13 protein-coding genes and 1 other annotated feature are annotated in these 14395 nt (G+C 27.0%); of the genes, 4 read left to right on the top strand and 9 right to left on the bottom strand.

Going from position 1 to position 14395, the window contains the following annotated elements; genetic code table 11:
• Positions 1-225 precede the first annotated feature (225 nt).
• Positions 226-2370, bottom strand: coding sequence for a DNA helicase RecQ (gene recQ / locus BS62_RS01435; protein WP_496489454.1), 2145 nt, complete (start codon positions 2368-2370; stop codon positions 226-228).
• A 150-nt stretch (positions 2371-2520) separates the two neighbouring features.
• Positions 2521-4194, bottom strand: coding sequence for a MutS-related protein (locus BS62_RS01430; RefSeq protein ID WP_496489453.1), 1674 nt, complete (start codon positions 4192-4194; stop codon positions 2521-2523).
• Between the two features lie 159 nt (positions 4195-4353).
• Between BS62_RS01430 and BS62_RS01425 the strand changes: the two genes are divergently transcribed.
• A complete protein-coding gene (locus BS62_RS01425; protein ID WP_496489452.1) occupies positions 4354-5223 on the top strand; it encodes a DMT family transporter in 870 nt (289 codons plus the stop codon).
• A 68-nt stretch (positions 5224-5291) separates the two neighbouring features.
• Here the strand turns inward: BS62_RS01425 and BS62_RS01420 are convergent, their stop codons facing one another.
• From BS62_RS01420 to BS62_RS01405, 4 genes are all read right to left on the bottom strand, one after another.
• Positions 5292-5723, bottom strand: coding sequence for an OsmC family protein (locus tag BS62_RS01420; RefSeq protein WP_496489451.1), 432 nt, complete (start codon positions 5721-5723; stop codon positions 5292-5294).
• A gap of 217 nt (positions 5724-5940) precedes the next feature.
• Positions 5941-7101, bottom strand: coding sequence for a M20 family metallopeptidase (locus BS62_RS01415; protein WP_496489450.1), 1161 nt, complete (start codon positions 7099-7101; stop codon positions 5941-5943).
• Positions 7102-7123: 22 nt separating this feature from the next.
• A complete protein-coding gene (locus BS62_RS01410) occupies positions 7124-9298 on the bottom strand; it encodes a HAMP domain-containing sensor histidine kinase (RefSeq protein ID WP_496489449.1) in 2175 nt (724 codons plus the stop codon).
• A complete protein-coding gene (locus BS62_RS01405; RefSeq protein ID WP_496489448.1) occupies positions 9270-9968 on the bottom strand; it encodes a response regulator transcription factor in 699 nt (232 codons plus the stop codon). Before BS62_RS01405 ends, BS62_RS01410 begins: the two co-directional genes overlap by 29 nt.
• 228 nt (positions 9969-10196) lie before the next feature.
• Between BS62_RS01405 and BS62_RS01400 the strand changes: the two genes are divergently transcribed.
• Entirely contained in the window at positions 10197-10718 is a 522-nt protein-coding gene (locus BS62_RS01400; protein ID WP_496489447.1) for an RNA polymerase sigma factor, read from the top strand.
• 1 nt (position 10719) lies between these two features.
• Positions 10720-11463, top strand: a complete 744-nt coding sequence (locus tag BS62_RS01395; protein ID WP_496489446.1) for a hypothetical protein — start codon at positions 10720-10722, stop codon at positions 11461-11463.
• A 54-nt stretch (positions 11464-11517) separates the two neighbouring features.
• On the opposite strand, the gene BS62_RS01390 is transcribed toward BS62_RS01395, so the two are convergent.
• From BS62_RS01390 to hisS, 3 genes are all read right to left on the bottom strand, one after another.
• Positions 11518-11820: a hypothetical protein gene (locus tag BS62_RS01390; protein ID WP_496489445.1), complete on the bottom strand. Its 303-nt coding sequence runs from the start codon at positions 11818-11820 to the stop codon at positions 11518-11520.
• A gap of 106 nt (positions 11821-11926) precedes the next feature.
• Positions 11927-12235 carry a hypothetical protein gene (locus tag BS62_RS01385; RefSeq protein ID WP_496489444.1) on the bottom strand — a complete coding sequence of 103 codons (309 nt, stop codon included), beginning with the start codon at positions 12233-12235 and terminating at the stop codon, positions 11927-11929.
• A gap of 66 nt (positions 12236-12301) precedes the next feature.
• Entirely contained in the window at positions 12302-13618 is a 1317-nt protein-coding gene (hisS, locus tag BS62_RS01380) for a histidine--tRNA ligase (protein ID WP_496489443.1), read from the bottom strand.
• Positions 13619-13676: 58 nt separating this feature from the next.
• Positions 13677-13937: a binding site (T-box leader), on the bottom strand.
• Positions 13938-14071: 134 nt separating this feature from the next.
• Between hisS and BS62_RS01375 the strand changes: the two genes are divergently transcribed.
• Positions 14072-14263, top strand: a complete 192-nt coding sequence (locus tag BS62_RS01375) for a hypothetical protein (protein ID WP_496489442.1) — start codon at positions 14072-14074, stop codon at positions 14261-14263.
• The last annotated feature ends 132 nt before the right edge of the window (positions 14264-14395 follow it).

The following is a 14395-nucleotide window of genomic DNA, read 5'->3' as shown; positions in this document are numbered from 1 at the left end:
ATTTTATGTTCAATTATGTTTGAATGCACAAAAAGGTTCACATTATTATTCATAACGTGAACCTTTATATTATAGTTCTCATATATTATATAAATAATTCCTTAACTTTTTTAATATTTACTGTTTAGCATATATAGCAAGGGGTATATATCTAATAGAATTTAAAAAAGTTAAATTCAAAACTCCCCAATTTAATTTAACGATTTCCCCCAATTTAAAAGATGCCTAATTGATTAGGCATCTCTTTTTGTTTAATATTACTGCATTTATTTTGTCATAGGTAATTTCATTAGGTAGTAAAGACTTAATAGCCCCTAGTTTTTGCATTCCAACCGTGTCTATAGCTTCTGAAATTTGCTTTTCCTCTTCTTTAGTGAACAATTCTTCAAAATTAATATCCAAATCCAAAAGATTTCCTTCGCCTATACATTTTGTAATATGACTTATTATTGTGGCTATAGTAAGTTCTCTTTCATTTGCAACTTCTTTTATACTCATGCCCTCTTTTAGTAAATTCATTGTTTTTTCATGAGTTTTTAGTTTATCTCCATCTATTTCAACTTTAGATTTTCCTTTGAACTCCCATTTATTACTTATATTATTCTCATTTACATAATCTGAGATAAACTCAATAAAGTTTTCTCCATATTTATCAAACTTTGCAGCTCCAACTCCTGATACATCTAGCATTTGTTGTTTATTTATAGGATATCTATTGCTCATTTCCTTTAAAGTTGAATCACTAAATATAAAATATGGAGGTACATTTTCTTTTACAGCTATTTCTCTTCTCAAATTCTTTAGTATGTCAAATAATTCATTATTAACAATTATCTTTCTAATCTTATTAAATTCTTTTAAAGTAACAGTTTCTTTTCCTTTTAAAATATTTAGTGACCTATTATTTAGCTCAATAGTTGGAAACTCCCCTTCTTTTAATCCCAGGTATCCATGTGATATTAATGTGTTTATAAAACTAGACAGATCTTCTTTTGAGTAATTCTTCATTATTCCATAAGTAGATAACTCGTTAAATCTATTTTGTATAACTTTTTTCTGAGAAGAACCTCTTAGTACATCCACTATCATATTTACTCCAAAGTCCTTTTTCATTCTATATATACAAGATAATACTTTTTGAGTATCCAAAGTTTTATCTACATATTCTCCTTCATTAATACAGTTGCTACAATTTCCACATTCCTCATATTCTACTTCTTCTCCAAAATAGTTTAATATATACTTTCTCAAACAACTATTGTGATGGGCAAAGTCAACTATTAGTTGGAGCTTTTTATACTCGTTAATCTTTCTTTCATCTGATTGTATATTCATTTCTATTAGATACTTTTGAGTGATTACATCTTGAGGAGAAAACATCAACATACATTCACTTAATTCTCCATCTCTACCTGCTCTACCTATTTCTTGATAATATGCCTCAATATTCTTTGGCATATTATAATGTATTACATATCTTACATTTGATTTATCTATTCCCATACCAAAAGCATTGGTAGCAACCATAACATTTACTCTATCATAAACAAAATCTTCTTGATTTTGTTGTCTTTCATTATCTGATAATCCTGCGTGGTACCTTGCAACAGAAATATTCTTTTCAATTAATTTTTCATAAATACTATCTACTTCTTTTCTTGTAGAAGCATATATAATACCTGACTGTTCCTTATTTTCTTCTATATAATTTGATATATGTCTAAACTTATCTCCAACTTTTAGTGAGTTAATTTTAAGATTTTCTCTATCAAATCCAGATATAAAAACTCCTGGATTGTTAAGATCTATAAGTCTTACTATGTCGTCACTTACCTCGGTTGTTGCTGTAGCTGTAAATGCTGTAACTATTGGTCTTTTGGGCAACATATTAACAAACTTTGATATATATCTATAACTTGTCCTAAAGTCATGGCCCCATTGGGAAACGCAGTGGGCCTCATCAACTGCAATTTGAGATATATCTATTGTTTTCATTAAGTTGCAAAACTCAAATGATTCTAGTCTTTCTGGAGCAACATATAAAATTTTTGTTTCTTTGGATTTTAACTTTTCTATTATATTTAATATATCGTTATTAGAAAGGGAGCTATTTATATATTCTGCATTTATCCCTAGGTCTTTTATGTTATCAACTTGATCTTTCATAAGTGATATAAGTGGTGATATTACAATTGTTATTCCATCAAATAATAACGCTGGAACTTGATAACAAATAGACTTACCTCCACCAGTTGGCATAATAGCCACAGTATCTTTTTTAGATAATATATTTTTTATTACATTTTCTTGTGATTTTCTAAATTCGCTATATCCATAATATTTTTGTAATGTCAACAATGCTTCTTTCATTAAATACTTCCTTTCTATGTTAAGTTCTTCTTAGATTATATCCAATTAGTAAGTTAAAAGATACATGAAAACAATTGAAATTAATAACAGCCAAACACCTATACTCAAATCATATAGTAGGTATTTAGCTGTTTCTTGTAAATACTATATCTAATTCCATAAACCAGTGTTTAAGAAATTATTTGCTTTATTTTCAGCACTTTGTACAATATCTTTATTATATCCCATAAACTCTAGAAGTTTTATAGCATTTCTTGTTAAAGTACGTCCAGAATGTAATTTATAATCAAAACTAATTCCATTATCTGTTATATACTCTTGAAAATGATAATTATCAAAAGTATTTTTAAGTATGTGTGTAAGTTCAATATCATGTGTTGCGGCAATGCAAATACAATTACTGTTGCCTAGGTAGCTTAAAACTTCACTTGAAGAAGCTATTCTCTCCACAGTATTAGTACCCCTTAGTATTTCATCTATAAAGCATAAACATGGTATATTATCGTTTATATTATCTAAAATTCTCTTTAATGATCTTATCTCAACCATATAATAACTTTCATTGCTAAAAATATCATCTTTTAGAGCCATTGAAGTATATATATTAAAATAAGGTGATATATATTCTCTTGCAAAACATGTATATATAGTTTGTGCCGTAATCGCATTTAAAGCTAATGTCCTTAAGAAAGTAGATTTACCAGAAGCATTAGACCCTGTAATCAAAATAGAATTAGAAAGTTTATCACTATTAGAGACAGGATTTGCAATAAAAGGATGATACATATCTATAAATTCCAAATGATTATCACTTAATTCACTAGCATTTGTTAATTTAGGTTTAGCATAGTAATCTAAGCTTTCTCTATATGATGCAATTGAAATATATGCATCTATAGTTCCTATAAATTCATATATTACTTTAATATCTTCTTTGTTGTCTATGATTATATGTTTTATTTTTTCAAACTTTATTACTGACTTTAGAAAAAACATATTTAAATATTCACTCATCATCATAGCATCATTTATAGTAGCATATGAAATAGGATTAAAGTATTTATTCCTAAGTCCTTTTAACTTGTGGATGCTATCATTTATTTTGGTGAATTGTGAATTCACTTCTTCTATACCTATCTTTTGTATCTTTTTTGCAGAGTTTACTAGTGAAATCATATACATAAAAGCTTCTATATCATATCCACTTTTACGCTTTATTTTGTTATTTAAATAAGCATTAAAAAGTAAAGATCCTATAAATAATATTACTCCATATTTACTTATTATTGTTATTAATAAACCTATTATTGGTATTATACCTAAAATTCTATATAATAACAAATTACTAGAGTTGTACTCTAATTTATTATAAAAGTAGTCTGAAATATTTATATAGCTTATCTTCCCAACCTTTGCCATAATATATTGTAATTCAAATCTATGTTTCTCATTATTTTGAAAAAAATCAATAACACTATCCCTTTCTTTAAGTTTAGCATCATCATATATAGGAGTTCTAAGAATATCATATAAAACCTCTTCTCCAACAGAGCTTTGAGTATAATTCATATTAAGATAAATTTCATCCATGTTTATATCATTCCATGTAATATCATCAATAAAAAAATTATATTCTGATTTTTTATTTTTAAAATAACTAGATACTCTTTCCATATCTATCTTTATCTCTTTTATATTTCTTTTTTTACCAAAGTTTTCGTTTATCTCTTTCTTTGCATTTTTTAGATATTTAAAGTAATTATAAATAGAAAAAATAGTGTATAGAGATAAAGAACCTAATATGTATGCAGTAATCTCAATCATTTAAACCCTCCGTGTATTTATATAATTTTATTATACATCATTGTTAATATAATTAATGGTGTTTCCCCCCTAATTTATAGTGTTAATTAATTGTTTATTGTCTGTAGCATTGGTAGAATATATAATAGGTATTATGTATTTTATTATAAGGAGATATATATGGATGTAAAAAATAAAAGTTTAATAGAACTTCATCTAGCAGTTTTTTTATTTGGGTTATCTGGGTTATTTGGAAAGTTTCTTTCATTATCACCTATAATAATTGTTCTTGGAAGGGTTATATTTTCAAGTATATTTTTATTAATTTTAATGCTTTATCTTAAAAAAGAAATAAAACTAAAAGAAAAAAAGCATTATTATTATTTAATAGCTATGGGAATAATTTTGTCAATTCATTGGTGTACATTTTTTCAATCTATTCAGGTATCTACAGTAGCAATAGGATTACTTACATTTTCCACATTTCCTGTTTTCGTTACTTTTCTAGAGCCATATTTTTTCAAAGAAACAATTGAAAAAGCAGATATTATTACTGCAGTTATTTCTTTCTTAGGTGTACTACTTGTAGTACCTAAGTTTGAGTTAGGAAATACTTTAACTCAAGGGGTTTTGTGGGGACTAATATCTGGTTTCACATATGCAATTCTTTCAATGCTTAATAGAAAGTATGTACAAGAATATTCAAGCACCACTATTGCTTTTTATGAACAATTTGTAGTTTCAATTGTATTAATTCCATTTTTATTTTTACAAAAACCTACTTTTCAATCTAATGATATATTCTTAATTCTAGTACTAGGTGTTGTTTTTACAGGTATTTCTCATTTAATGTTTATTAATAGTTTGAAAAACATTAAAGTACAAACAGCAGGAATTATTTCCAGCCTAGAACCGGTTTACGGTATTATACTTGCTGCTCTTTTATTAAGAGAAATACCAACTTTGAGAGAATTATTAGGCGGAATTATAATTTTAGGTACTGTTTTTTACTCAACAATAAAGTCAAAAAAATCAGAGCAGTCGAACTAAATAATAAACAAAAAAGAACTGTCACATGACAACTTAAAATGTTCATGGACAGTTTCTTTTTAATTATATTAATCTATAATATATTCAGATGTTAAATTAACTTCATTTGCTATAGTATCTCCTATAGGACAATATTTTTCAATTGCTTCTACTAGTTTTTGAACTTTTTGTTCAGAATCATTTGATTTTATATGGAACTTAGCTCTAACATTTTGGTATCCAGGTCTAACCCCTTCAACGCCACCCATACCTCTTGGATCTAAATCACCTTCTAATTCTACATAGAAATCTTGTAAATCAACTCTCATTTTTCCTGCTAACATTCTAGCCATTATACATTGGCAAGAACCTAAAGCACATAAAAGAGCTTCAACAGGATTCATAGCCTCATCAGTACCACCTAGCTCTACTGGTTCATCTATTAACATTTTAAATTTTCCTGCAGTAGATTCAACCTTTACTCCTTCTTTAAGATGAGAAACAACTTTAAAAGTATTCATATAAAAAACCCCCATTTTTTAATATATTAATTTTATTAGTGCTAGATAATATAGGTATAGCAGTATTTTTATTACGTTATCAGTTTAACAATATTTTACATAATAAGCAATATTACAACAGCTATTTTGCTATTGTAATTATTAATACATGACCAATGAATTATAGATAAAACTTTACATAAAAAAAATAGAGACATATATGTCTCTATTAATAAACTTATTTACTATTTTCAAATTCTTCTTTTATACTATTAAGTAAATTTTCATCACTTATAATATCATATCCTGTAAATGCCAAGGCAGCTGCACCTTGAATTAATCTTTCATGACCAATATCTGTAACTGTCATATCTGCCATTTCTCTTGAGTGCGAAGCTATATCTGGACAATCAAGTCCAATATATGGATGAATAGATGGTACAACTAAACTTACATTTCCCATATCAATAGAACCATAACCTGATCTTGGTTCTTTTATTTCATTTATCCCTGATCTTTTAAGATTTTCTGTAAATGCTTTAGATAGCGTTTCATTTGTTTTTAAATTATCATAACTTATTTCGTAATTACTAATTTCTAAGGTTGCACCAGTCATAAGAGATGCTCCCCTTGCAACATTTTTAACCTTTTCTACAACTTCATCAAGATATTTTCTTTCCTTTGCTCTTACATAAAACTGTGCTATAGCATAATCTGGAACTATATTTGCTGCAACTCCACCTTCTTTAACTATTCCATGTATTCTAACATCAGACTTAATATGTTGTCTTAGTGCATTTATTCCATTAAATGTCTGTATAACTCCATCTAATGCATTTATACCCTCTTCTGGGTAAGCAGCTGCATGGCTTGCTTTTCCTCTAAATTCAAATTGAATTGCATCCATAGCAAGTGATTCTCCGCTTTTAGTAGATTCACTTCCTGGATGTAGTATCATTGCAACGTCAACTTCATCAAATATCCCCTTTTCTACCATATACACTTTTCCACCGTCAGTTTCCTCTGCAGGAGTTCCTAAAACTACTATTTTCCCACCTATTTTATCAATTGTCTTACTTAGTGCTATTGCTGCCCCTGCACTCATTGTTCCTATCATGTTGTGGCCACAACCATGGCCTATTTGTGGAAGTGCATCGTATTCACAAAGATATGCTATAGAAGGACCAGGTACTTTACTTTCATATATAGCACGAAATGCTGTAGGTATATCTGCTACCCCTATTTCTATATTGAAATTGTGCTCTCTTAAAAAATTAGTAAGCTTTTCTACTGCTTTGTGCTCATTGTTTCCAAGTTCTGGATTGTGATACATAAAGTCATTAATATTAACCATATCTTCTTTTATTTTTGAAAGTTGCTCCAAAATAATATTTTTCATAAGTGTACCTACTCCTTACTGTCTATATACTTTTTAAAATTAATGTTACTTTAAATAAATCTCCATCTATTTCAATAAATAATTTTCCACCTTGAAGTTCTACAAGGCTCTTAGCAATTGCTAGGCCTAAACCTGAGCCTTCTGTATTTCTAGATTCATCCCCTCTTTTAAATCTTTCCGTTATTTCACTTGGATCAAAGTTTAATTCATACGCTGATATGTTTTTCATAGATATATAGATATTATCATCGTTTTGTACAACATCTATATATACTCTTGTATTTTTTAGAGAGTATTTTATTATATTTGAAATTAGATTTTCAAAAACTCTCCAAACCTTTCTTCCATCTGCCATAATATATATTTTATCATTTGGCATATTAACTTTGAAATCTAGGGCGGAGTCTATTATTTTTTCTTCCATTTCAGCTAAACTTTGTCTCAAAAGTTGGGTTATCTCTAATTTTGATATTTGTAATTCCATTGATCCACTTGTTGCTTTTGATGCTTCAAATAAATCTTCTATTAAAATTTTAAGTCTTTGAGATTTTTTGTCAAGTACATTAACATAGTCTTTAACATGATCTGGTTTTAAATCTTCGCTTTTTAAAATATTTACATAATTTATAATAGACGTTAATGGAGTCTTAAGATCATGGGATACATTAGTTATAAGCTCAGCCTTCATTCTCTCGCTTTTCATTTCATTTTCTAATGCTTCATTTAATCCTTGTTTAATGTTGTTTATATTTTCTGCAAGTTCACCTAAATTACTTTTATTATTGACTTCTATTTTATAATTTGTGTCTCCCTTTGCAATCTTATCAGTTCCAATGATTATTTTATTTAAATAAGAAAGTTTTCTTGTAGTATATAAGTAAAATAGTAAATTTAAAACAAAACTAAATCCGAAAATTACTACTATACCCTCTAGTCCAAATCCCCCTACCATCGTTAAAAGAGCTACTATTCCAAGTTGAATTAAAGTAAATATACAAAATATTATGGCCCACTTTTGACCTATTGATTTTATAAGATAAGACTCTCTTACAGGATTTAATAACTTAAATGTTATACTATTATAAATTGCATCTTTTTTGTTATCAATTTCTTTAATATATACCATAAGGCTATATAATAGTAATATTCCAACAGTACCCACTAATACAGTTTCAATACTTAGATTTCTATCACTAGCTATTGCATCTAATAAAATTCCAAAAGCCGTAAATATTATTATTAAATTTATTTCTAATGGGATTTTGTCATATATATTAAAATATTTTTCTTCAATTTCTGTTTTATCTTTATTTATTTTTTTGTACTCTCTATATAAAAGTATTAAAGCAGCTAATGATATTAAAAATACCGCAATTTCAATTACTAATTCCATCTTTGTATCATTGTAATTTTTATAGCTATTGTATATGGAGTCTCCGTATTTTATTTTGTTTGGTATTGCAAAGTATGCATTTACATTTTTGTATCCATCTGAATACATGGACTCTGATATTCTTCCATAAAGGTTAGTATCTATAACTCTCTTATTATTAATTTCTAATTTATTACTTTGGTTATAACCATAAATTTGAAGAAAGTAAGGGTAGTCCTTAAAATTATTTGTAAACTCATTTAAACTTTTATACCTTGTGTTTGTATATATCTCTTTTGTGTTATCATTTACAACTATATAATTTACGTTACTTTCTCCTCTTAATATTCCTTTTTTAGATTGCTTTTCTTTGTTAATTTCTTCTATAACAATATTTCTTATTTCTTCATCGGTTTTTGTGTATTTAACTTTTGTTTCCTCTATTTTCTTATTTTTATCTTCCAAGATACTTTTTTCTAAGTCAGTATAATTATTACTTCTAGCATTTTCAATTTGATTATAATATTGATCATCAATATATGCTAATTCTTCACTTAATTTATTTCTTAATTCTTCAGATTTATTATTTATTTCCTGATTATCCACTTCTTTACCTAAGTAAGTTGCATTATAGACTATAGAACTAAATACATCGTAAAACATACTAGTTTCATAATAACTTTTTAGTAAAATATCTCTTTTATTTAAAACATCTCCAATAGATATAATTGAAGTTGAAGTCAAAATAAACATAATTAATAGTATTATAACTTTATAGTTTTTATTTTCTTTTAATTTATTGAATTTTATCGATTTTATATCCAATTCCCCACACCACCTTTAAATATTTTGGATCTTTAGGATTTATTTCTATTTTTTCTCTAATTCTCCTTATATGAACTGCTACTGTATTTTCTGAATTATAACTAGGCTCATTCCATACTCTTTCGTATATTTCATCAATAGAAAACACCCTACCTTGGTTTGACAGTAAAAGCTCTAGTATTTTAAGCTCAATAGGAGTAACTTTAATAATTTCATCATCAACACTAATTTCCTTTGTGTTTTTATCTAATACTAATCCTCCACTTTTTAATACATCCTTATCGTTGGTTTTGTAATTACCTAAATTTATGTATCTTCTCAGTTGAGATTTTACCCTTGCAATTAATTCAAGTGGATTAAATGGTTTTGTTATATAATCATCTGCTCCCATATTAAGGCCTAATATCTTATCTGTATCTTCTGACTTAGCAGAGATAAGTATTATAGGTATATTCTTTTCTTCTCTAATTTTAAGTGTTGCTCTTAATCCATCCATTTTTGGCATCATAATATCCATTAATATAAGATGTATTTCTTCTTTTATTAGTATTTCTATTGCTTCTAATCCATCATAAGCCTTATATATATTTAACCCTTCATTTTTCAAATATATCTCAATAGCTTCAACTATTTCTTTATCATCATCCACAACTAGTATGTTATTATACATTTTCATCACTCTCCTACTACGTATTATACCACTGTAGACTTTCTATATTTTTATAATACTATCTAAATCTTACAAATTAATTATTATAAATCTTAAGAATTTCTTACAATTTTGCACAAAATAATAATATTTTAAAAAACTTTTAAAACAAAAAACTTTTATAAGATATTAAAGGTATATATAGTGAAAAGAAAAATCAAAGATAGCTATCACTGAGGAGGTGTAATTGTGGAGAAGGAGCTCCTAGAAAAAGTAAAAAATAAAGATAAAAAAGCATTTGAAGAACTTTACAATATATATTCTGAGTATGCACTACGAGTTGCTTTTGCAGTTACTAAAGATAAATCTAATGCTGCCGATGCGGTACAAGAGACATTTATCAGAGTATACAAATATATAGATGGCTACGATATTAATAAACCCTTTAAAACTTGGTTTTATAATATATTAATAAATGAGTGTAATAGAGTACTCAAAAAAAGCCCAAAAGTAATATTAATCGATGACTTCACTTCAACAAATTATGAAAAAGAAGTCACTACTGATAATAAACACGAAGATTTATATTCTACAATTGAAAACCTAGAAGATATAAATAGAATACCTATAGTGTTAATGTATCTTGAAGGATTTAGCGAAGTTGAAATATCTAATATTATGGGAGTAAACATTAATACAATTAAGTCAAGGTTGTACAAAGGGAGGCAAAAGCTTAAAAAATTACTAGAAAATATTAAAAGGGGTGAATAATATGATTAATAATGATGACAAAAAGATAAAAGATGCTTTATTAAAAGGCACAGATGAAATAAAAGAGTTAAAAGATTCTATATGGAACAATATTGAAAAAGAAATAAACATAATTGACAGCGAAAGGGTTGACTTAAAAATGAAAACTAAAAATAAACATAATTTTCTTAAATATATAAGTATAGCTGCAGCTTTAGTAGTAGGTTTTGTAACTTTAACACCATATGGCCATGCAGCAATTGATACTATTAAGAAAATATTTGAGCCTAATAAAGTTGTTGAACAGCAAATTGAAGGTACAGGCGAAAAAGCTAATATGCAGTTAAGTGAAAACACAACGAATTATATAATTTACTATGACAAAGATATGTATACTATGAAATCAGTTGATGGAAAAGATATAATTACTCCTATAAATAAAGCAGCAAACTATCCTGAAGTATCTATGACAATAGAACAAATAGCAGATAAAAGACCTCATGTTATAGCTTCAGAAATAGAAAAAGATATTAAAGGAAAGTACGAAACAGTTGAAAATAAAGGATTAGTTAATGAACCTATAGACGCTATTTTAATTAACGCTAGAGCAGGATCTAAATCTAAAGACCCAGTAATTAATTACTATCTAATAGAAAATAATAAAGGCGGTACATTTAAAGTAACACAAAAATACTTTGTAGAAGCTTCAGAAGGGCATGGTTCAAGGTTTTACCATATGCTAAAAGAATTTAAAATTGTAGATTAATTACAAAATAATAACCAGTTAATATATTAACTGGTTATTTTAATGGATAGGCATTTATTTATAATATATTTGTTTTTTAATTAATGCCATTTGATCTTCTAATTCTTCCAATCTTGCTTTTAGTTTTTCACTTTCATCTATAGCATTAATATTCGGTTTTTGAGCTTTGTTTCCAGAACATTTTTCGGACTCTATTAGTGCCACTTGTGAATTTACAGTTTCCATTGTCTGCCCTATACTTTGTAAAAAACCGGCTATTGAATTTTGTTCTTCAGGAGTTAGATTTTTAGCTAGACCTACCCCTATAATAGTTGCTACCGTTGCAAGAACATTTGGCGGAACATTGCATAAGGACATGTATTTTACCTCCTTAAATAAACCTTCTAATAATAATTATATTAATAAAAGAAAACAATTATTATATTTTTAACCAAAGTAATAAAGACCCTAAATTGGGTCTTCATTACTTTTTCATATTGTATACTTCTTTATGTTCGTAATCTTGAATTACTTCAAATACCTTATTTGAGTCTTCTTCTGAAATATTTGTGCTAAAAAATAATATTCCAAAACTTTTATACTTACTACATTCAACATCATAAGCTACTACTTTTCCTTCATATCCATTTAAAACATCATTTATTTCTTCACCTAATTTAGAAAATATCTCGTCTTCATCCCAGGCTATAAATCCAATAAATGATTTTACTATAGATTCATCAATACCTTTATTTATTAGAACGTCTTCCCATGTTATATTTTCTATGTTCATAAATATGACCTCCAGATAATGAAAATATCATATTTAGATTATCCTTAGTTAATTAGTATTATTCTTCTATTCATTAATAAATTTAATAATATCTTCTAAGGATAATTTACTTTGTTCTCCAGTTTCCATATTTTTAAGAATTAATAAATTATCTTGTATTTCTTCTTCTCCAATTAGTATTACATATGGAATACCTAATTTATTTGCATAATTAAGTTTTTTTGATATCTTATTATTTTCTAAGTATACCTGTGAAATTATGTTGCTTTCTCTTAATTTTCTAGAAACCCCTATAGAGTATTCCATATTATTATCAATTGGAACAACCAAAATCTTTGTAAGTGATGAAGAATTATCTTCCTTTAAAATACCAAGTTCTTTTAATTGAGAGAATAATCTAGTTAATCCAATAGACATACCGACACCTTGTAGTTTTTGGTTAGTATAATATCCTGCTAAATCATCGTAACGTCCACCAGAAGATATTGAACCGATATTTGGGTAATCATCTAGAATTGTTTCATAAACAGTTCCAGTATAATAGTCTAAACCTCTAGCTATTTTTAAATCTATAATATAGTTCTTTTCTGAAACTCCAAAATACCCCATATATTTAATAACTTGAGAAAGTTCATCTAACCCATTACTAAATGTATTATTTTCAACATTTAAAGCTCTTAAAGAACTTAGTATTTCTTCATTGCTTCCAGTTATATCTATAAACTCCATTATTTCTTCAACACTAGAATCATCTATTCCTATTTCTACTAACTCATTTTTAACAACTTCAATTCCTATCTTATCCATTTTATCAATTATTCTCAAAACATCTCCTAAATTACTAATTCCAAGATACTCAAAGAAACCATTTAAAATTTTTCTGTTATTTATACATATTTTAAAATTTTCAAGTCCAAATTCTTTAAATATATAATAAATTATACTTGGAACTTCAGCATCATTTATTATACTTAAATCTCCATTTGTAATAATATCTATATCGCATTGATAAAATTCACGATAACGGCCTTTTTGATTTCTTTCACCTCTAAACACCTTTCCTATTTGATATCTGCGAAAAGGAAAAGTTAACTGTGGCATATATTGTGCTGCATATCTAGCAAAAGGAACTGTTAAGTCAAATCTTAACGATAAATCATTACTTCCCTTATTAAATCTATAAATTTGTTTATCACTTTCTTGGCCACCTTTAGCTAATAATATTTCTGTTTTTTCTATAACAGGTGTATCCATTGGAACAAAACCATTACCTTCATAATTTTTTCTTATAATATCCATCATATTATTAAATAATATCTGATCTGCTGGTAATAATTCCATAAATCCTGGTAAAATCGATGGTTTAATAGTTTGATTTTTCATTTTAATTCCTCCTATATTATAATTTATAAATAAAAAACCTCCCGCCTCTAGCTTATAGCTAGAGGACGGGAGTATTACTCACGTGGTTCCACCTCTATTTATTGATATCTCACGATATCAACCTCTTCGAGTACGACAAATAATTGTTTATACTCTAGCACTATAACGGGTGCAGGAATCCGAGACAGTCTACTACCTAAAAAGGGTTCAGTGCCTAGCTCAAAGATGTGTTCAAAATATGTTCTAATGCCCCTCTCACCAAACGGGAACTCTCTGTAAAAGAAAATATATTTCTACTATTTCTCATCAACGCTTTAAATAATTTTTATTTTTTATTAATTTTATATTATTTATATTATTCTGTCCATAATTTTTTGTGATATTTATTTTCTACATAATTTCTTCATAATTTACTACTATAATTTAATTAAAACATATACAGGAGGTAAACTTATGAAAAAATTATTGTCTATAACTCTAGTTGGAATGGCTCTTTTATCTTCTTCTAATTCTGCATTTGCAGCAAATAAGATATCTGAAATGGCTACTACAAAAGGTGGTCAACATGTGGCTGAATGTGCTCAAAAAATGGATACAGGTATATCTGAATGTTTACAAATGCTTGAATGCAAAGATGGAATGTAAATATATAAGTATATTTTAACTAATTACAATACAAAAAAGGAACTATTTCTTTTAATGAAATAGTTCCTCTTTTTGTATATAAATTTTACTAATATAAAATTTATATACTGCTAAAACTATATATAAATCTTA

The organism is Sporacetigenium mesophilum DSM 16796 (assembly GCF_059569055.1).
This window is presented reverse-complemented; position numbering and strand designations above follow the sequence as displayed.

What these genes read in the sequence shown, in the direction of transcription:
- hisS (WP_496489443.1), bottom strand. Translation starts at nt 13,618, where the DNA reads ATGAAAAATCAAACTATTAAACCATCGATTTTACCAGGATTTATGGAA.
- BS62_RS01415 (WP_496489450.1), bottom strand. Translation starts at nt 7,101, where the DNA reads ATGAAAAATATTATTTTGGAGCAACTTTCAAAAATAAAAGAAGATATG.
- BS62_RS01430 (WP_496489453.1), bottom strand. Translation starts at nt 4,194, where the DNA reads ATGATTGAGATTACTGCATACATATTAGGTTCTTTATCTCTATACACT.
- recQ (WP_496489454.1), bottom strand. Translation starts at nt 2,370, where the DNA reads ATGAAAGAAGCATTGTTGACATTACAAAAATATTATGGATATAGCGAA.
- BS62_RS01390 (WP_496489445.1), bottom strand. Translation starts at nt 11,820, where the DNA reads ATGTCCTTATGCAATGTTCCGCCAAATGTTCTTGCAACGGTAGCAACT.
- BS62_RS01375 (WP_496489442.1), top strand. Translation starts at nt 14,072, where the DNA reads ATGAAAAAATTATTGTCTATAACTCTAGTTGGAATGGCTCTTTTATCT.
- BS62_RS01420 (WP_496489451.1), bottom strand. Translation starts at nt 5,723, where the DNA reads ATGAATACTTTTAAAGTTGTTTCTCATCTTAAAGAAGGAGTAAAGGTT.
- BS62_RS01385 (WP_496489444.1), bottom strand. Translation starts at nt 12,235, where the DNA reads ATGAACATAGAAAATATAACATGGGAAGACGTTCTAATAAATAAAGGT.
- BS62_RS01405 (WP_496489448.1), bottom strand. Translation starts at nt 9,968, where the DNA reads ATGTATAATAACATACTAGTTGTGGATGATGATAAAGAAATAGTTGAA.
- BS62_RS01395 (WP_496489446.1), top strand. Translation starts at nt 10,720, where the DNA reads ATGATTAATAATGATGACAAAAAGATAAAAGATGCTTTATTAAAAGGC.
- BS62_RS01425 (WP_496489452.1), top strand. Translation starts at nt 4,354, where the DNA reads ATGGATGTAAAAAATAAAAGTTTAATAGAACTTCATCTAGCAGTTTTT.